Annotated in this window: 16 protein-coding genes and 1 pseudogene; 10 read left to right on the top strand and 7 right to left on the bottom strand. The window is 71.9% G+C overall.

Features of this window, described 5'->3' with window-relative positions:
* Window positions 1-50: 50 nt before the first annotated feature.
* Window positions 51-614, bottom strand: a complete 564-nt coding sequence (locus AB0D85_RS00180; RefSeq protein ID WP_362313383.1) for an XRE family transcriptional regulator — start codon at window positions 612-614, stop codon at window positions 51-53.
* A 72-nt stretch (window positions 615-686) separates the two neighbouring features.
* Between AB0D85_RS00180 and AB0D85_RS00175 the strand changes: the two genes are divergently transcribed.
* From AB0D85_RS00175 to AB0D85_RS00160, 4 genes are all read left to right on the top strand, one after another.
* Entirely contained in the window at window positions 687-1,394 is a 708-nt protein-coding gene (locus tag AB0D85_RS00175; protein ID WP_362311863.1) for an AzlC family ABC transporter permease, read from the top strand.
* Window positions 1,391-1,705, top strand: a complete 315-nt coding sequence (locus tag AB0D85_RS00170; protein WP_362311861.1) for an AzlD domain-containing protein — start codon at window positions 1,391-1,393, stop codon at window positions 1,703-1,705. Before AB0D85_RS00175 ends, AB0D85_RS00170 begins: the two co-directional genes overlap by 4 nt.
* A gap of 288 nt (window positions 1,706-1,993) precedes the next feature.
* Window positions 1,994-2,656, top strand: coding sequence for a methyltransferase domain-containing protein (locus AB0D85_RS00165; RefSeq protein WP_362311859.1), 663 nt, complete (start codon window positions 1,994-1,996; stop codon window positions 2,654-2,656).
* A 132-nt stretch (window positions 2,657-2,788) separates the two neighbouring features.
* Window positions 2,789-3,271: a hypothetical protein gene (locus AB0D85_RS00160; RefSeq protein ID WP_362311857.1), complete on the top strand. Its 483-nt coding sequence runs from the start codon at window positions 2,789-2,791 to the stop codon at window positions 3,269-3,271.
* Window positions 3,272-3,290: 19 nt separating this feature from the next.
* Here AB0D85_RS00160 and AB0D85_RS00155 read toward each other — a convergent pair whose 3' ends face one another.
* The 3 genes from AB0D85_RS00155 to AB0D85_RS00145 form a co-directional block, all read right to left on the bottom strand.
* Window positions 3,291-4,499 carry a cytochrome P450 gene (locus AB0D85_RS00155; RefSeq protein WP_362311855.1) on the bottom strand — a complete coding sequence of 403 codons (1,209 nt, stop codon included), beginning with the start codon at window positions 4,497-4,499 and terminating at the stop codon, window positions 3,291-3,293.
* Window positions 4,500-4,510: 11 nt separating this feature from the next.
* Window positions 4,511-5,497: a DUF1259 domain-containing protein gene (locus AB0D85_RS00150; RefSeq protein WP_362311853.1), complete on the bottom strand. Its 987-nt coding sequence runs from the start codon at window positions 5,495-5,497 to the stop codon at window positions 4,511-4,513.
* Window positions 5,498-5,628: 131 nt separating this feature from the next.
* Complete coding sequence (locus AB0D85_RS00145; protein WP_362313380.1) at window positions 5,629-7,533, bottom strand: AMP-dependent synthetase/ligase; 1,905 nt, start codon at window positions 7,531-7,533, stop codon at window positions 5,629-5,631.
* A gap of 360 nt (window positions 7,534-7,893) precedes the next feature.
* Here AB0D85_RS00145 and AB0D85_RS00140 point away from each other — a divergent pair, with 360 nt between their 5' ends.
* The 6 genes and pseudogenes from AB0D85_RS00140 (at window position 7,894) to AB0D85_RS00115 (ending at window position 14,431) form a co-directional block, all read left to right on the top strand.
* On the top strand, window positions 7,894-9,198 hold the full coding sequence (locus AB0D85_RS00140) for a 3-oxoacyl-ACP reductase (RefSeq protein WP_362311851.1): 1,305 nt from the start codon (window positions 7,894-7,896) through the stop codon (window positions 9,196-9,198).
* 96 nt (window positions 9,199-9,294) lie between these two features.
* Window positions 9,295-10,134, top strand: coding sequence for a MaoC/PaaZ C-terminal domain-containing protein (locus AB0D85_RS00135; protein WP_362311849.1), 840 nt, complete (start codon window positions 9,295-9,297; stop codon window positions 10,132-10,134).
* 217 nt (window positions 10,135-10,351) lie between these two features.
* Entirely contained in the window at window positions 10,352-11,644 is a 1,293-nt protein-coding gene (locus AB0D85_RS00130) for a DUF6716 putative glycosyltransferase (RefSeq protein ID WP_362311848.1), read from the top strand.
* Window positions 11,641-12,321: pseudogene (locus tag AB0D85_RS00125) on the top strand (acylneuraminate cytidylyltransferase family protein); the annotation flags it as partial. The gene AB0D85_RS00130 and the pseudogene AB0D85_RS00125, both read left to right, overlap by 4 nt.
* 167 nt (window positions 12,322-12,488) lie before the next feature.
* Entirely contained in the window at window positions 12,489-13,412 is a 924-nt protein-coding gene (locus AB0D85_RS00120; RefSeq protein WP_362311847.1) for an N-acetylneuraminate synthase family protein, read from the top strand.
* The gene (locus tag AB0D85_RS00115) at window positions 13,409-14,431 is read left to right on the top strand and encodes a hypothetical protein (RefSeq protein WP_362311846.1); all 1,023 of its coding nucleotides are present in this window, start codon (window positions 13,409-13,411) and stop codon (window positions 14,429-14,431) included. Before AB0D85_RS00120 ends, AB0D85_RS00115 begins: the two co-directional genes overlap by 4 nt.
* On the opposite strand, the gene AB0D85_RS00110 is transcribed toward AB0D85_RS00115, so the two are convergent.
* From AB0D85_RS00110 to AB0D85_RS00100, 3 genes are all read right to left on the bottom strand, one after another.
* On the bottom strand, window positions 14,397-15,083 hold the full coding sequence (locus AB0D85_RS00110; RefSeq protein ID WP_362311844.1) for a TetR/AcrR family transcriptional regulator: 687 nt from the start codon (window positions 15,081-15,083) through the stop codon (window positions 14,397-14,399). The genes AB0D85_RS00115 and AB0D85_RS00110 overlap by 35 nt on opposite strands.
* Before the next feature lie 38 nt (window positions 15,084-15,121).
* Entirely contained in the window at window positions 15,122-15,442 is a 321-nt protein-coding gene (locus AB0D85_RS00105) for a DUF4229 domain-containing protein (RefSeq protein WP_362311842.1), read from the bottom strand.
* 75 nt (window positions 15,443-15,517) lie between these two features.
* Window positions 15,518-16,042: a GNAT family N-acetyltransferase gene (locus AB0D85_RS00100; protein WP_362311840.1), complete on the bottom strand. Its 525-nt coding sequence runs from the start codon at window positions 16,040-16,042 to the stop codon at window positions 15,518-15,520.
* Between the last annotated feature and the right edge of the window lie 65 nt (window positions 16,043-16,107).

Genomic DNA, 16,107 nt, shown 5'->3' with positions numbered 1-16,107 from the left:
CAAGGAGCCCCGCGCCGTCAGGCGACGGGGCTCCTGCCTTTCCCGGCCGCTCAGACGTGCTGCATGACGAGCACGAATGTGGTGCCGGGCGTCAGCGCCTCGTACGAATGCGGAACATCGCCGCGATACGTCAGATAATCCCCGGGGTTCAATTCGACGCCTTCTCCGCGCGGCCCCGCCTTAACCTGCCCACTGCATACGATGAGGTGCTCGACGGTCCCCGGAATGTGCGGCTCGGACTCGCGCGCCACGCCCGGCTCCATCCGCAGGTGGTAGACGTCCCGCCGGGCACCGGGCGGACAGGCCGACAGCAGGGTGGCGGCGAAGCTGGCCCGCTCCGACGCGACGGTGGGCCCCTCCCCCGCGCGGATCACCTGGACGGCGGACACCGGCGGCTCGACCAGCGCGCTGAACGGCACGCCGAGCGCCACCCCCAGCGACCAGAGCGTCTCCACGCTCGGATTCCCGGTCGCCGCCTCCAGCTGCGACAGCGTGGACTTCGCGATACCGGCCCGCTTGGCCAGTTCGGACAGCGAGAGCCCGGCCCGGGCCCGCTCCCGCTTCAGCGAACCGGCGATCCACTCCATCGGAAGCCGGTCGGGTGCCTCGGACATCTGATTCGTTCGCTCCATCGGTACGACTGTTCGTCTTGACGAACTCCACTGTATCTGTTCATTGTAGAGAACATGCGTTCGTCACACCGAACACCCCTTCCTCCGAGCACCACGACACGGCCCCCGACACGGAACTCCCTCGTCCGGGACAGCTCCCTCGTCTGGCTGGCCGGCGGGATCGTCGGCGTCTCCTTCGGGGCGGTCAGCGTGGCCGGCGGCCTCCCCGTGTGGGTCCCGGTCCTGATGTCCCTCGTCGTCTACGCGGGCTCGGCCCAGTTCAGCGCGGTCGGCGTGCTGCTCGCCGGCGGCGGCCCGCTGGCGGCCGCGGCCACCGGTCTCCTCCTCAACACCCGTACGGCGGCCTTCGGCCTCGCCGTCGCCGACCTCCTCGGCCCCGGCCGCGCCACCCGCCTGCTCGGCGCCCACCTGGTCACCGACGAGACGGTCGCCTTCGCCCTGGCCCAGCCGGACCCGGCCCGCCGCCGCGCCGCGTTCTGGATCTCGGGCCTCGGCCTGTTCGCCGCATGGAACGCGGGGGTGCTGATCGGTGCCCTCGCCGGTACGGCCCTCGGCGACACCGCCCGCTACGGCCTGGACGCGGCCTTCCCCGCGGTCCTGGTGGCCCTGGTCCTGCCCGCGCTGCGGGCGGACGCGGGCGTACGGCGGGCGGCACTGCTCGGCGCGGCGATCGCCCTCGCGGTGACCCCGGCCGTCCCCGCCGGGGTCCCGGTCCTCCTCGCCCTCCTGGGCCTGTTCGCGCGTCCGGGGGTACGACGGTGAACGCGACGGTGGTCGTGATCCTGGCCCTCTCCCTCGGCACGTACGCCTTCCGCCTGGTGGGCCCGGTGCTGCACGGCCGGGTGGAGATCCCGGCGCGGGTCCAGGAACTGGCGTCGGCGGGAGCGGTGGTCCTGCTGGCCGCACTCCTGGCGACCGGCGCGCTGACGGAGAACGGCGGCTTCGCGGGCTGGGCCCGCCCGGCCGGGGTACTGGTGGCCGGCGTACTGGCGTGGCGCAGGGCCCCGTTCGCGGTGGTGGTCCTGGCAGCGGCGGCGGTCACGGCGGCACTGCGGGCGGTGGGCGTCGGGTAGGGGCATCGGGCAGGGGGCGGTCGGGCAAGCGAGGGCCGGGCCGAGGACGGTCGGGCAGGGGGCGGTCGGCCAAACGGTAGCCGGGCCGAGGACGGCCGGGCTCGGCGCGATCGGCCAAGCGATGGCCGGGCCGAGGACGGTCGGGCTCGGCGCGATCGGCCAAGCGATGGCCGGGCTGAGGGCCGTCGGGCTGACGGCGATCAGGCTGGGGCGCTCGGCCAAGGGGCGATCAGGCAAGAGGCGCTCAGGCAAGGGGCGTTGTCAGTGGCGGCCGCTATGGTCCGCGGCATGACCGCCGACTTCCTCTCCGCCACCCGTACCTTCTACGACACCATCGCGTCCGACTACGCCGACCACTTCCGCGCGGAGTTCGTCAACAGGCCTGTGGAAAGGGCCGTGTTGGGGTTGTTCGCCGAACTGGTGGGCGTGGGCGGCGAGGTGGCCGACCTGGGCTGCGGCCCCGGCCGGGTCACCGCCCGGCTGGCCGGGCTGGGCCTGTCGGTGTTCGGCCTGGACCTGTCCGAGTCGATGCTGGCGATCGCCCGCCGCGAGAACCCCGAACTGCGCTTCGTCCAGGGCTCGATGCTGGAGCTGGAGGCGGAGGTGGCGGACGGGACGCTGGACGGGGTGTTGTGCTGGTACTCGTCCATCCATACGCCGGACGACCGACTGCCGGAGCTGTTCGCGCAGTTCAGGAGGGTGCTGCGGCCGGGCGGGCACCTGCTGCTGGCGTTCCAGGTGGGGGACGTGGCACGCCGGCTGGAGGACCCCTGGGGGCATCCGGTGACGCTGGACTTCCTGCGGCGGCGGCCGGAGCAGATGACGGGGCTGCTGGCCGACGCCGGGTTCACGCTCTACTCGAACACGGTGCGGGAGGCGCATACGGAACTCGGGGAGACGAGCCCGCAGGCCTTTTTGATCGCCGTCGCGCCCTCATCCGACGCGCCCTGATCCGGCGCGCGGCGTTCAGGCGCCCGCCAGCAGCGTGCGCAGCGGGGTCGGTTCGCGGCCGATGAGTTCCGCCAGGGTCGGGTCCACGGTCGCGAACTCGCCCTCGCGGGCGGCCAGGAAGACGCCCAGGGGATGGTCGGCGGTGTCCTCGGGGACCCGATCCAGGACCTGCGGGACAGCTGGGACCTGGCGGTCCGGTTCGGCCTGGAGAACCCCGCGCTGTACTCACTGATGTACGGCGACACCGCGCGCAGCGACTCGCCCGCCTTCCGGACCGGGCTGGAGATCCTGAAGGGCCGGGTCCGGCGGCTGGCCCTCGGCGGCCGGCTGCGCGTGGGCGAGGCGCTCGCCACCAGCGTCATCCATGCCACGGCCCGCGGTGCCGTGCTCACCTGGCTGTCCCTGCCCGAGGCCGACCGCGATCCGGCCCTGCTGACCGCCCTGCGGGAGGCCATGGTCACGGCGGTCACCACCGAGAAGCCCGCCGTACGGACCACCGGTCCCGCGGGCTCGGCCCGCGCCCTGCGCGCCGCCCTCCCCGACCAGACGGTCCTCAGCGGGGCGGAACAGCACCTGCTGCGGGAGTGGCTGGACCGTCTGGCCGACGAGGGGTGAGGAGGAGCGGGGCCCGGGGCTACCAGGCCACCGGCAGCTCCAGCGGGAACCGGCGGATGGTCTCGGTGTCCCAGCGGACCTCCTCCGGCGGCACCGCGAGGCGGAGCGTGGGGAAGCGGTCCAGGAGGCGGTCCACGGCGACCTCCAGTTCGGCCATCGCCAAGGGCACCGCGATGCACCGGTGGCCGCCCCAGCCGAAGGTCATATGGGGGGCGACGGGGCGGTCGGGCACGATCTCGTGCGGCTCCGGATAGCGCTGCGCGTCGCGGTTGGCCGTCAGGTACGAGACGTGGACGAAGTCGCCGCGCTTGATGACGACGCCGTCCATCTCGACGTCCTCCAGCGCCACCCGGGGAATGCCCACGCCCTTGCGGAAGGGGATGTACCGGAGCAGTTCGTGGAGGAAGTCCGTCAGGTCCTTGCGGTGCGCGTAGGCGTACTCCAGCAGCTTCGGGCGGGTCAGCAGCAGATACGCGATGTCGCTGATCTGGCAGGTCGCCGTGTCCTGGCCGCTGAGCGTGAACGTCAGCGCCAGCACGGCCAGTTCCCTGTCGTCGAGCTGGTCCTCGCCGTCCCGGGCCTCGGTGAGCACGCTGATGATGTCCGTACCGGGGTTCTTGCGGCGTTCGGCGACGAGTTCGGTGAAGTAGGACGTCAGGTCCTCCTTCGCCGCGCGGGCGACGTCCCGGTTGCCGGCGCCCACCACCAGCAGCCGGTGGACCTGCTCCTGCATCCGGGGCCACTCGGCGCGCTCGATGCCGAGCAGGTCCAGGATCGTGTGCTGGGGAAGAGGGTCGGACAGGTGCCGGACCAGGTCGGCCGGTGAGCCCTCGGCCTCCATCTCGTCCAGCAGCCGGTCCGCGAGGAGGCTGATCCGGCCCCGCATGCGCTCCACATGGCGCTGGGTGAAGGCCTGGGTGGCCAGGTGCCGGATCCGGCTGCTGTGCGGAGGGTCCATCACGTTGATCGACTCGGGCGAGACGATCGGCTCGGCCGTCAGCCGCGGATAGTCGCACTTGACGATCCCGGCCCGGCTGAACCGGGGGTCCGTGGTCACCTGCTGCACCGACTCGAATCTGGTGACCAGCCAGGCGTCCGACTCGCCGTACGGCAGCCGGATCGTGCCGAGGGACTCGCGCTCCATGAAGCCGGTCAGAGCCGGATCGAAGTCGAGGGCCTCACTGAAACCGAAGGGGCAGTTGACGGCCTGCACGTTCGTCTCCTTCATCGGTCGGCCGCTCACTGGAACGGCACCACGTTGGTTGCGCGGACGGCGGCGCGCAGGTCCTTGGCGAGCCGCAGGGCGTTGCCGATCGCCCAGTAGTGGAGGAAGAACAGACGCGGCTCGTCGGTCAGGTTGTGGTGGTGGAGCTCCACGATCCCGACCCTGGCCCTGCGCAGGATCTTCAGGACCGGCTGTACCTCGGCCGCGGTCATCGCGAAGTCGCCGTTGACCGCGGCCCGTCCTCCGCCCAGCGGCTGGAAGTTGATGGTGGTCGTGGAGCCGAGGCCGGCCGGCAGGATCATGTCGCCGTCCACCATCCGCTCCGCACGCGCCCAGATGCCCTTGTAGACGCCCTCGTCCTGGGTGCCCTTGAGGCCGAACGCCTTGTCGATGGCCTTGGTGTCCAGGTCCAGCTTCGGCGTGGTCGGCGGCCGGTCGGGCGGGGTGCCGGTGCGGTCGAAGGCCACGCGCAGCCCCTTGGCGATGGGCACCGGGTCGTGGGCGTGGGCGTGCAGATGCAGCCACCACAGGGCGGGCTGGTGGGAGAGCAGATGCTTGTGTACGGCGTTGATCTCGATGCCGTGGTCGAGGATCGCGTCGCTGAAGCCGTCCAGCTCGTGCTCGGTGACCACCACGTCGCCCATCAGGAAATGGCTGCCGTCCTTGTAGCGGACGAAGGCCACATGGGTGCCGAGGGCCAGCGAGGTCTCGATCCGCACGCCCCGGGAGACCACCTTGAGGTCCCGGCGGGGCAGGCCGGTGTGGTACATGTACCGCTTCATGTCACCGGGCCGCCCCAGGGCCTTGGTCACGTCCGCCCAGTAGGCGAGCTTGGTCAACTCGGGTTCGACCAGGGTGCGCGGGCGGTCGTGGGTGAGGGCGCGGGCGCTCGGGGTCGCCGCGCCCGCGAGGACGGGAGCCACGGCACCCGCGGCCAGCACGCGGCGCCGGGTGGTGGTGACTGGGCGGGGGTGGGTGTCCTGCTGCCGGTCGTCAGCCATGGTGTACCTCCTGGCGCGATGGAACCACGGGTTCCGGGCGGTCCCGTGATGCCGTCACGCCAGTGGGGCCAGGTGGACTAACGCAAACCACCAGGCACGGAGGGACACCGCTGCCACGCGGCGGCCCCGGCTCACTTCGTGTACAGGCCCTCGATCTCCGTCGCGAAGTCCTTCATGATCGCCTCGCGGCGCAGCTTCATCGAGGGGGTCAGATGGCCCGCCTCCTCGGTGAAGTCGACGGGGAGCATGGTGAAGCGGCGGATGGACTCGGGGCGGGAGACCAGCTTGTTGGCCTCGTCGATCGCCCGCTGCAGGATCGCCTGCAACTCGACGTCGTCCAGGAGGAGTTCCGGCGGCACCGGGTGCTTGCCGTTCATCTGGCGCCAGTGGGTGAGTCCGTCGCGGTCGAGGGTGACGAGGGCGCTGACGTACGGCAGCCCGTCGCCGACCAGCATCACCTGCGAGATGAGGGGGTGGGAGCGGAGCCAGTTCTCCAGCGGGGCTGGGGCCACCGACTTGCCGCCGGCGGTGATCAGCATCTCCTTCTTGCGGCCGGTGATGGTGAGGTAGCCCTCGTCGTCGAGTTCGCCGATGTCGCCGGTGGCCAGCCAGCCGTCCCGGGTCGCGGGGACGACCCCGCCGGCCGCCGGGTCCCAGTAGCCGCGCAGGACGTGGTCACCGGCGATCAGGATCTCGCCGTCGGCGGCGATCCGGACCTTGGTGCCGGGCATCGGCCAGCCGACCGTGCCCAGACGGGGCTTGAGGGGCGGGGTGCAGGTGGAGGCGGCGGTGGTCTCGGTCAGGCCGTAGCCCTCGTAGATCTCGATGCCCGCCCCGGCGTAGAACGCGGCGAGGCGGCGGCCCAGCGGTGAGCCGCCGCAGATGATGTGGCGGACCCTGCCGCCCATGGCGGTGCGGATACGGCGGTAGACCAGCGGGTCGTAGAAGGCGCGGGCGGTCTTCAGGGCGCGGCTGGGGCCGCTGCCGGTGCCGGTCTGCTTGGCCTCCAGCGCCTCGCCGTACTTCTGGGCGATGTTCGCGGCCCGGTCGAAGGCCGAGACCCGGCCGCCCGTCTCCGCCTTGGCCCGCGCGGTGTTGAAGACCTTCTCCAGCATGTACGGGATGGTGAGGAGGCAGGTCGGCTTGAAGGCGGCGAGGTCCGGGAGCAGGTCCTCGGCCTTGAGGCTCGGGGCGTGGCCGAGGCGGACCCGGGCGCGGATGCAGGCGATCGCCACCATGCGCCCGAAGACATGGGACATGGGCAGGAAGAGGAGGATGGAGACCTCCTCGTCGTTGCGCGCCTTGAAGATCGGGTAGAGGAGCTCGATCGCGTTGTCGACCTCGGCGAAGAAGTTGCCGTGCGAGAGGGCGCAGCCCTTGGGGCGGCCGGTGGTGCCCGAGGTGTAGATGAGGGTGGCGAGCGTCTCGGGGCCCAGCATGCCCCGCCGTACGCCGACTTCGGCGTCCTGGACGTGGATACCCGCCTCCCCCAGCCGGTCCACGTGCCCCTTCTCCATCACCCACAGGTGCCGCAGGTCGGGCAGCCGGTCGAGTTCGGGGCCGAGCGCGGCGGCCTGTCCGGCGGTCTCCGTGACCAGGGCGACCGCGCCGGAGTCGTGCAGGATCCACCGGGTCTGGAAGACGGACGAGGTCGGGTAGATCGGGACGGTCACCAGGCCGGCCGCCCAGGCGCCGAAGTCGAGGAGCGTCCACTCGTACGTCGTGCGGGCCATGACCGCGATCCGGTCGCCCGGCATCAGCCCCTCGGCTATCAGGCCCTTGGCCACCGCCTGCACCTGCGCGGCGAACCCGCCGGCCGTCACCTGCTCCCAACGGCCGTCGCCCTCCGCGGTCCTGCGGCTGAGCACGACCGTGCCGGGGTCCCGCTCCGCGTTCTCGAACGGCAGGTCGGCGAGCGACCCGTGCCGCACCGGCGGTGCGAACGGCGGTACGTACGCCTCCCGCACCACCCCGCTCAGCCGCTGCACCAGCGGCTCGATCAGGATCGGCTTCCCGTCGTAGTCCGTGGCGTTGATCGTGACACCGGAGGAGACCGGCGGGGCGTTCTGGAAAGACGACGTGGACACGGGCGGCTCCTCGGGCGTGCAGCGGGTGAACTGCTTGCTGCATGACGTACGCGCCTCGCGCACCGAGGCGTTCACCGGGGCCGGGCCTCAGAAAAGGGTTACCGGCAGTTAGACACGAGAGCGTACGGGCCCGCTGTGGCGGGGTTGTGAGGTTTCCGGGATGGTCCGGGGCCGGGCCTGTGCAATACCGGAGGTTACGTGAGGGTCTCTCACATTAGGCCCCACTCCCGCCCATTGGCAGCTGTGACATAGACTTACCTACGGTAACCTTACTCTGGAGTCAGAAATCGGGCGAGCCTGGGGACGGACATGACGGACCGCTATCTGAGCTTCACCGCCACCGCGCCGGGCCGTTTCCTCACCCGACGGCTCGGGCTGCCGCAGCCGGCGCGGCTGGTGCGGATGCCGCAAGCGCCTTCCCTCGGCGGCGGGTTGCTGCATCTCACCGTCGGCAAGTCCGATCTCGACCCGGCTCCGGTACTGGCCCGCGCGTTGCCGCCCGCGGACGGGTCGGGCAGCCCCGCCGCCGTCGTCCTCGACGCCACCGGGGTGCGGGACGTCGACGCGCTGGCCGGGGTGCACGCGGCCCTCCATCCCGTCGTACGGTCCGTCGCCGCGAGCGGGCGGGTGGTGGTGCTGGGCGCTCCGCTCGATCCCGCCGACCATCACCAGGCCGCCGCCCAGCAGGCGCTGGAGGGGTTCACCCGGTCCCTGGGCAAGGAGATCGGGCGGGGCAGGACCGTCAACCTCGTGCGGCTCGGCGGGGACGCGGAGGCCGCCGAGTCCACGCTGCGGTTCCTGCTCTCGCCCCGCTCCGCGTACGTCAGCGGGCAGGTGATCGAGGTCGGCGCGGGCGGCTTCACCGTCCCGGACGACTGGGAACGGCCGCTCGCGGGGCGCACCGCGCTGGTCACCGGGGCCGCGCGCGGGATCGGGGCCGCCGTCGCCGAGACGCTGGCGCGGGACGGGGCGCGGGTCGTCGTCCTCGACGTACCGGCCGCGGAGGCGGATGCGCGGGCTCTGGCCGAGCGGCTGGGCGGACGTGCGGTGGCGCTGGACATCACCGAGGCGGACGCGGGGGCGCGGATCGCCGACGCGCTGCCGGAGGGGCTGGACGTCCTCGTCCACAACGCGGGGATCACCCGCGACCGGCGGCTGGTCAACATGCCCGCCGAGCGCTGGAGTTCGGTGCTCGACGTGAACCTCGGGAGTGTGCTGCGCACGACGGACGCGCTGCTGGGGCGCGGGGCGCTGAGGCCGGGCGGGCGGATCGTGGGTACGGCGTCCATCGCCGGGATCGCCGGCAACGCGGGGCAGACGAACTACGGGGCGAGCAAGGCGGGGGTCGTGGGGCTGGTGCGGTGCCTGGCGCCGCGGGCGCTCACGGAGTTCGGGGTGACCGTGAACGCGGTGGCGCCCGGGTTCATCGAGACGAAGATGACCGCCGCGGTTCCGTTGTTCATCCGGGAGGCGGGGCGGCGGATGAACTCGCTGGCGCAGGGTGGGGTGCCGGGGGATGTGGCGGAGACGGTGGGGTGGCTGGTGCAGCCGGGGTCGGGGGCCGTCAATGGGCAGGTTGTGCGGGTGTGCGGACAGAGCCTTTTGGGGGCCTGAGCGCCGTTTCGAGCTGCGGGTTGTGTGTGGCTGGTCGCGCAGTTCCCCGCGCCCCTGGCGGGGCGCTCCCCTCACCGGAATTGAAAGGCAAGCTCTGTGACAGTACTCAACAGCACGCCTTCCCTCGGGCCCCTGCTCGTCCTCGGTGCGTTGCGGTCGCCGTTCAAGAAGCCCTCCGCCGATGCCCCCTTCCCCCGTACCCGGCTCGTGCTTCCCGGGCTCCGTGCCGATCTCCAGAAGCTCGCCGCCTATGAGCGCGTCTGCGGGTTCGCCACCGGTGACGACGGGCTGCCCGTCACCTATCCGCACGTCCTCGGGTTTCCGCTGGCCATGCGGCTCATGAGCGGGCGGGACTTTCCGCTGCCGTTGCTGGGGCTGGTGCACACCTCCATCGAGATCGTGCGGCATGCCGAGCTGCCCGGTGACGGGACGTACGAACTCGCCGTCCACATAGAGAAGTTGAGTCCGCATCGGCGCGGTACCGAGGCCACCGTCGTGACCGGGGTACGGGTCGGGGAGGACGTGGTGTGGGAGTCGCGGAGCACCTATCTGGCGCGGCACCGGACCGGAGCGGTCGCGGTGGACGTGCCCCGGGAGGAGCGTGCGCCTCTGCCCGTCGTCGAGGAGTGGAAGATCGCCGCGGACGTCGGGCGACGGTACGGTGCCGCCTCCGGGGACCGCAACCCCATCCATCTGCATCCCCTCACCGCCCGGCTCTTCGGCTTCCCCCGTGCCATCGCGCACGGCATGTGGACCGTGGCCCGGTGTCTCGCCGCGCACGGCGTGCCCGAGCGGGCCCGGGTGGCGGCGGAGTTCCGGGCGCCCGTGCTGCTGCCCGGCACGGTGACGTACGCGGCGGACGGTGCCGGTCGGTTCGAGTTGCGGGGCGGGGACCGGGTGCACCTGGAGGGCTCCGTAAGCCCATGGGTTCCATGAGTATTGGTAAAAACCGTGCCAATGCTGTGTGTCGTGTTCCTGTGTGACCGCTGTCAGCCCGTCGCAAAACCGCAGGCAGGCGACGTGGCATGGATTCCTTTCACATCGAAATCCCAGCTCGCGCATGGTTTCTTCCAGAAAATGCTCATACCGCGCTAAGGGAGCGTTCTTAACCTCTGCTCACTTTCCCTGATCCACTGCACGAAGGGCACTGAGCATGCCTCCCAGACGCGTCGCCGTAGTGGCGGACTCGGACACCCGTTGGAAGTGGGGCGCCTCGGTGGCGCGGCAGATCGCTCCCGGGCACGCGCTCGACGCGTACTTCCTGCGGAGCCGGTCCACGCCGAGCGAGCGGCAGCTCGCCGAGGTCGGCATCGTGCCCGACACCCGGCGCGAGGTGCCGGCCAACGAACTGGTCGACGACGAGGAGCTGGCGAACGCCGACATCGTGGTGCTGGCCGTCGCCGGCGGCACCGTCCTCGCACTCACCCACAGCCTGGGGCTGGCGTGGGAGGGCCGGGAGCACAGACCCGTCACGGTCAGCGGATACGTCGGCGTGGTGTACGAGAAGATGGTCGACGGTCTCATGACCCGCGCCGGCACCGACATCGTGCTCGCCAACTCCGGCTACGACGCCGGGCGTTTCCGCTCCGTCTTCGCACGCACCGACGTCGACCCGGACTCGGTGGTCGAGTGCGCGCTGCCCTTCCTGGACGGCGCACCCTACCAGCCGTCCACCGAGCGGCCGTTCACCCTCACCTTCGCCGTCCAGCCCTCCGTGCCCAAGGACCGGGTCTCCCGGATCAGGCTCCTGGAGCGGGCGGCCGAGCACGCGCGCCTGCACCCGGAGCGGCTCGTGCTGATGAAGCTGCGCAGCCTGCCCGGCGAACAGACCACCCACGTCGAGTCCGAGCCGTACCAACTGCTCGTCGACGCCCTCGACATACCCGCCCCCGAGAACCTCCAGCTCGTCTACGGCAACATGGGCGAGGTGCTGGACCGTACCGACCTGCTCGTCACGGTCAGTTCGACGGCCGCCCTGGAGTCGATGCACCGGGCCATCCCCACCGCGATCCTCACCGACTTCGGCGTCCGCGAGGCCCACGGCAACCACTACTTCGTGCACTCCGGCTGCCTCGCCTCCTGGGACGACATCGACGCGGGCGCGCTTCCCCAGCCCGACCCGGAGTGGGCGGCGGCGCAGGGCATCGGCAAGAGCGACCCGTACGCCGCGGCCCGCGCCCGTGTCGCCGCGCTGCGCGCCGCCGGACCGCTCCCGCCGCTGCGGCCGTACTACTCCCCGCGGACCGCCGGCATCTACCTCGGCGGCATCCTCGAACGCAACGGCTTCGACGAGAAGGGCCGCCCGCTGCCCACGCCGTTCGGCCCCGGCGGCTCGGGGTCGGTGAAGAAGGTCGTGCGGAAGATCGCCGGGCGGGGCGCCAAGAAGCTGTACCGCGTGGGCTACCAGCGGGTCGCGCCCGCCCTGCGCCGCTGGGGTGCCGCGTGAGCCCGGTGGTCCTGGCCGTGATCCCGGCCCGCGGGGGTTCCAAGGGCGTCCCCGGCAAGAACACCGCCGCCGTCGGCGGGGTCCCGCTGGTGACGCGGGCCGTGCGGTCCTGTCTGGCCGCACGGCTGGTCACCGACGTCGTCGTCTCGACGGACGACGACACCATCGCCCGGGAGGCGCTGGCCGCGGGCGCGCGGCTGGTCGAGCGGCCCGCCGGCATCTCCGGCGACCTGGCCTCCAGCGAGGACGCGCTGCGGCACGCCCTGGACACCTACGAGAAGGAGCACGGCACCGCGGTCGACGTGGTGCTGCTGGTGCAGTGCACCAGCCCGTTCCTGACCGCCCGGGAGGTGACGGACGTCGCGGCGGCCGTCGTCGAGGGCGGCGCCGACACCGCGCACACGGTCGCACCGTTCCACGGGTTCGTGTGGCGGGAGACACCCGCGAGTGCGTGCGGCGTGAACCACGACAGCACGGTCCGCCCGCGCCGCCAGGACCGTCCCGAGGACTTCCTGGAGACCGGCGCCGCCTACGCGATGCGCGCGGACGGCTTCCGTACCGCGCACCACCGCTTCTTCGGACGCACCGTCCTGGTCCGCACGGCCCCGGACCGCGCCCTGGAGATCGACGAGCCGGGCGATCTCGCCCGCGCCCGTGCCCTGGCCCCCCTCTTCGACTGAGGACCGAGGGGGCTGAGGAGCCCGCCCCGCCCCCGTCAGGGGCATCGAGGGGCATCTACGGGGATCGAACAGCCCGTGCCGCCGCCGGACTACCACGACCAGGCGCGGCGGCACGGGCCGCTGTGAGTCAGCCGTCGGCTGCTCGGAGAGGAACTGTACAAAACATGAGCCAGACTCAGGAAACCCGCGGCATACGCACCCGGAAGTTCGGCGAGCGCCTCGTCGGCCCCGGCCACCCGGTGTACGTCGTCGGTGAGATCGGCATCAACCACAACGGCTCGCTGGAGGACGCGTTCGCGCTGATCGACGCGGCCGCCGAGGCCGGCTGCGACGCCGTGAAGTTCCAGAAGCGCACCCCGGAGATCTGCACCCCGCGCGACCAGTGGGACATCGAACGGGACACGCCCTGGGGCCGGATGACGTACATCGACTACCGCCACCGCGTCGAGTTCGACGAGGAGGCGTACGCGGCGATCGACACGTACGCCGCCCAGCGGGGCATCGACTGGTTCGCCTCCCCGTGGGACGTGCCGAGCGTGGAGTTCCTGGAACGCTTCGGGAACGTGAAGGCCCACAAGGTGGCCTCCGCGTCCCTGACCGACGACGAGCTGCTGCGCGCCCTGCGGGCCACCGGCAAGACGATCGTCCTGTCCACGGGCATGTCGACACCGGGCCAGATCCGGCACGCGGTGGAGGTCCTGGGCTCCGACAACATCCTTCTCTGCCACGCCACTTCGACCTACCCGGCGCCCGCCGAGGAGCTCAACCTGCGGATGCTGGGCACCCTCGCCCGCGAGTACCCGAACGTCCCGATCGGCTACTCCGGCCACGAGATCGGCCTGCAGACCACCCTCGCCGCGGTCGCGCTCGGCGCGAGCTTCGTCGAGCGGCACATCACCCTGGACCGCGCCAACTGGGGCTCCGACCAGGCCGCTTCGGTGGAACCGCAGGGCCTGGTGCGCCTCGTACGGGACATCCGGATCATCGAGGAGTCCCTCGGCGACGGGGTCAAGCGGGTCTACGACTCCGAGCTCGGCCCCATGAAGAAGCTGCGCCGGGTGCCCGGCGTCCTGGCCGAGGCGTCATGAGCCGCACCCTCGCGCTCGTCGAGTCCCCCGCCCAGCTGCTCAACCTGCTGGAGTGGGCGCTCGGCGAGCGCGCCGGGGCGCCCGACCCGGCCCGCTGCGAGGTCGCGGTGCTGCTGCCCCGGGACACGGCCACCCGGCACCAGCTCCACACGACGGCCGAACTCGCGGAGGAGGAGGGCCTGTCCGTCGGCCGCTACGACATCCGCCGCGGCCCCGCCGGTTTCGCGCTGGCGGTCACGGCCCTCGCGCCGAGGCTGGCGGCGGCCGACCGGCTGGTCATCGGCGACCCGTTCTCGGGGATGATCCAGCGGCTGCTGCCGCTGTGCCGGGCCCGGGACCTGGTCCTCGTCGACGACGGCACGGCCACCCTGGAACTGTCCCGCGAACTCCTCACCGGCAGCCCCCTGGTCCGCTGGCACCACACGGGCCGCCGCGTCCCGCACGCGGCGGCCCGTGCCGCCCGCCGGCTGACCCCCGGCGAAGGCCGGAGCCTGGAGGTCTTCTCCTGTCTGACGGCGGGCCTGCGCCTGCCGCCCGGCGGCGTCGCCTCCGCCAACACCTACACCTGGGCCCGCCACCGCTTCGGCTCGCCCCAGGTACGGCCCGGCACCGACATGATCGGCAGCTCGCTCGCCGAGACCGGTCTGATCGACGCCGGGCGGTATGTGGACGAGGTCACCTCGATCGCACACCAGTGGAACGTCGAGCGCTACTACGCCCACCGCCGGGAGGACCCCGAGAAGCTGCGGCTGCTCGCCGAACTCGGCGAGATGGAGATCGTACGGCCCGAACTCCCCCTGGAACTGGAGCTGTTGCGCGGCCCGGTCGCCGCCGAGCTGATCAGCCTGCCGTCGACGGTGCTGCACACGCTGCCGCTGGTGCTGGCCGGCACCGGCGTGCGGATCACGGCCTGCGCGGAGGTCACCGAGTGGCTGCGGCCGCAGGCTCCCGAGCGGGCTGCGGCCTTCCTGGAGGAGGTGACGGCTACCGGCTCGCCGGGGACTCCGCTCTGGCTGTGACGGACTCCGCCGGGGAGGGCGGCGTCCAGGGCCGGCCGTCCATCAGGTTGCCCAGGCCCGCCCACGCGAAGTTCATCAGCGTCGCCGCCGCCTGCCTCGCCGTGACTCCGGGAGCCGTGTTGGCCCAGTCGGCGAGGGATTCGGCGGCGCCGACCAGGGCCTCGGCGAGCCCCGCGACCTCGCGCTCGGGCAGGTCCGGGTCGCGGTGCGCCTCGCGGGCGGCGACCACGATCAGCTGGGTCACGAACTCCACGATCTCCGTGCGCATCGCCGCGGCCTCGGAGGCGAACCGCTCGCCGTGCGTCCGCGCCTGGAGATGGAGCACCGACCAGCCGTCGGGGTGCTCGGCGGTGTGCGCGAAGAACGCCTGGAGCCCGTCCCAGAGCTGGCGGTCGGCGGGCAGACCACGATCGACGCCGGCCCGGACCGCCTCGCTCAGCGCCGTCGCCTCACGGCGGATGCACGCCGTGAACAGGTCGTCCTTCGAGTTGAGATACAGATACACCAACGGCTTGGAGACACCGGCGAGTTCGGCGATCTCGTCCATCGACGCGGCCATGTAGCCGCGCTGGCCGAAGGTCCGCACGGCGGCGTCCAGCATCTGCTGCTCACGTACCGCGCGCGGCATCCGCTTGGTCTTCACGGTCCCCATGGGGAAAGCCTAAAGGGGGCCGGAGGCGAGGGAGTCGCTCAGGAAGAGGTCTGCGCCTGTCCCTGCGCCTGGGTCTGTGCCGCAGCCTCGTCGACCGCGTCGTCCTCCTGGCTGCGGTTGGCCTCGATGTTGGCCTTCATCCGGTCGACCCGCTGCGAGACCTTGACGGAGGCGCGGTCCCGCTCCTTGCGCAGCACGACGAAGCTGATCGGCGCGGACAGCACGAGGGCGAGCATCAGGACCCACAGGAAGTTGGAGTCGCCGAAGCCACGCGGGAACGCGCCGGCGAAGACGAGGCCCCAGACGACGAGGAGGCAGCCCGCGAAGATACCGAGGCGCATCAGCGTGTAGCGGAGCATCTCAATCCAGTCTTCCGATGACGAAAAGGGGCACCGTCCAGTGAAGCACGGCGCGGGACCGATCTTGCAGCGGGGTCAGGTGAGCGGAAACAGCATGGTGATGTCGTCGCGGTCGTCGCCGGGGGCGACCCGGACGGCACCGGGGACGCGGCCGACCTCCTTGTACCCGCAGGAGCCGTAGAAGTGCTCCAGGCCGAGGCCGCCGCGGCAGCTGAGCCGGATCGCGGCTATGCCGTCGAAGCGGCGCGCCTCGTCGGCGGCGGCCGCGAGCAGGTCCCGGCCGTACCCCTGCCCCTGGTGCTTGGGGTGCACCATCACCGTGTACAGCCACACCCAGTGCTTCATCAGGCGGTGGGTGTTGAAGGAGAAGAACGCGGTGGCGGCGACGTCACCGGACTCGTCGTGCCCGACGAGCAGCCGGATCCGCCCCTCGGCCATACCGACGAAGTGCCGGACCAGTTCCGGCCGGATCTCCTCCACCGTGACCGGCGCGACGAACCCGACGGCTCCGCCGGCGTTGGTCACGTCCGTCCACAGGCCGAGGATGCCGTCACGAAGGACGGGGGTGACGGCGGGGTCGAGGGTGAAGGCAAGGCGCATGGACGGATGGTATCCGCGGGTGCGTGGGGGCTTGTCGCGCAGTTCCCCGCGCCCCTGAAGGGGCG

This window comes from Streptomyces sp. NPDC048277, from assembly GCF_040652235.1.
Lineage (GTDB): Bacteria > Actinomycetota > Actinomycetes > Streptomycetales > Streptomycetaceae > Streptomyces.
This window is presented reverse-complemented; position numbering and strand designations above follow the sequence as displayed.

Coding starts and splice junctions, on each gene's coding strand:
- AB0D85_RS00180 (WP_362313383.1), bottom strand. CDS start 614: ATGTCCGAGGCACCCGACCGGCTTCCGATGGAGTGGATCGCCGGTTCG.
- AB0D85_RS00175 (WP_362311863.1), top strand. CDS start 687: ATGCGTTCGTCACACCGAACACCCCTTCCTCCGAGCACCACGACACGG.
- AB0D85_RS00165 (WP_362311859.1), top strand. CDS start 1,994: ATGACCGCCGACTTCCTCTCCGCCACCCGTACCTTCTACGACACCATC.
- AB0D85_RS00160 (WP_362311857.1), top strand. CDS start 2,789: ATGGTCGGCGGTGTCCTCGGGGACCCGATCCAGGACCTGCGGGACAGC.
- AB0D85_RS00155 (WP_362311855.1), bottom strand. CDS start 4,499: ATGAAGGAGACGAACGTGCAGGCCGTCAACTGCCCCTTCGGTTTCAGT.
- AB0D85_RS00150 (WP_362311853.1), bottom strand. CDS start 5,497: ATGGCTGACGACCGGCAGCAGGACACCCACCCCCGCCCAGTCACCACC.
- AB0D85_RS00140 (WP_362311851.1), top strand. CDS start 7,894: ATGACGGACCGCTATCTGAGCTTCACCGCCACCGCGCCGGGCCGTTTC.
- AB0D85_RS00130 (WP_362311848.1), top strand. CDS start 10,352: ATGCCTCCCAGACGCGTCGCCGTAGTGGCGGACTCGGACACCCGTTGG.
- AB0D85_RS00120 (WP_362311847.1), top strand. CDS start 12,489: ATGAGCCAGACTCAGGAAACCCGCGGCATACGCACCCGGAAGTTCGGC.
- AB0D85_RS00115 (WP_362311846.1), top strand. CDS start 13,409: ATGAGCCGCACCCTCGCGCTCGTCGAGTCCCCCGCCCAGCTGCTCAAC.
- AB0D85_RS00110 (WP_362311844.1), bottom strand. CDS start 15,083: ATGGGGACCGTGAAGACCAAGCGGATGCCGCGCGCGGTACGTGAGCAG.
- AB0D85_RS00105 (WP_362311842.1), bottom strand. CDS start 15,442: ATGCTCCGCTACACGCTGATGCGCCTCGGTATCTTCGCGGGCTGCCTC.
- AB0D85_RS00100 (WP_362311840.1), bottom strand. CDS start 16,042: ATGCGCCTTGCCTTCACCCTCGACCCCGCCGTCACCCCCGTCCTTCGT.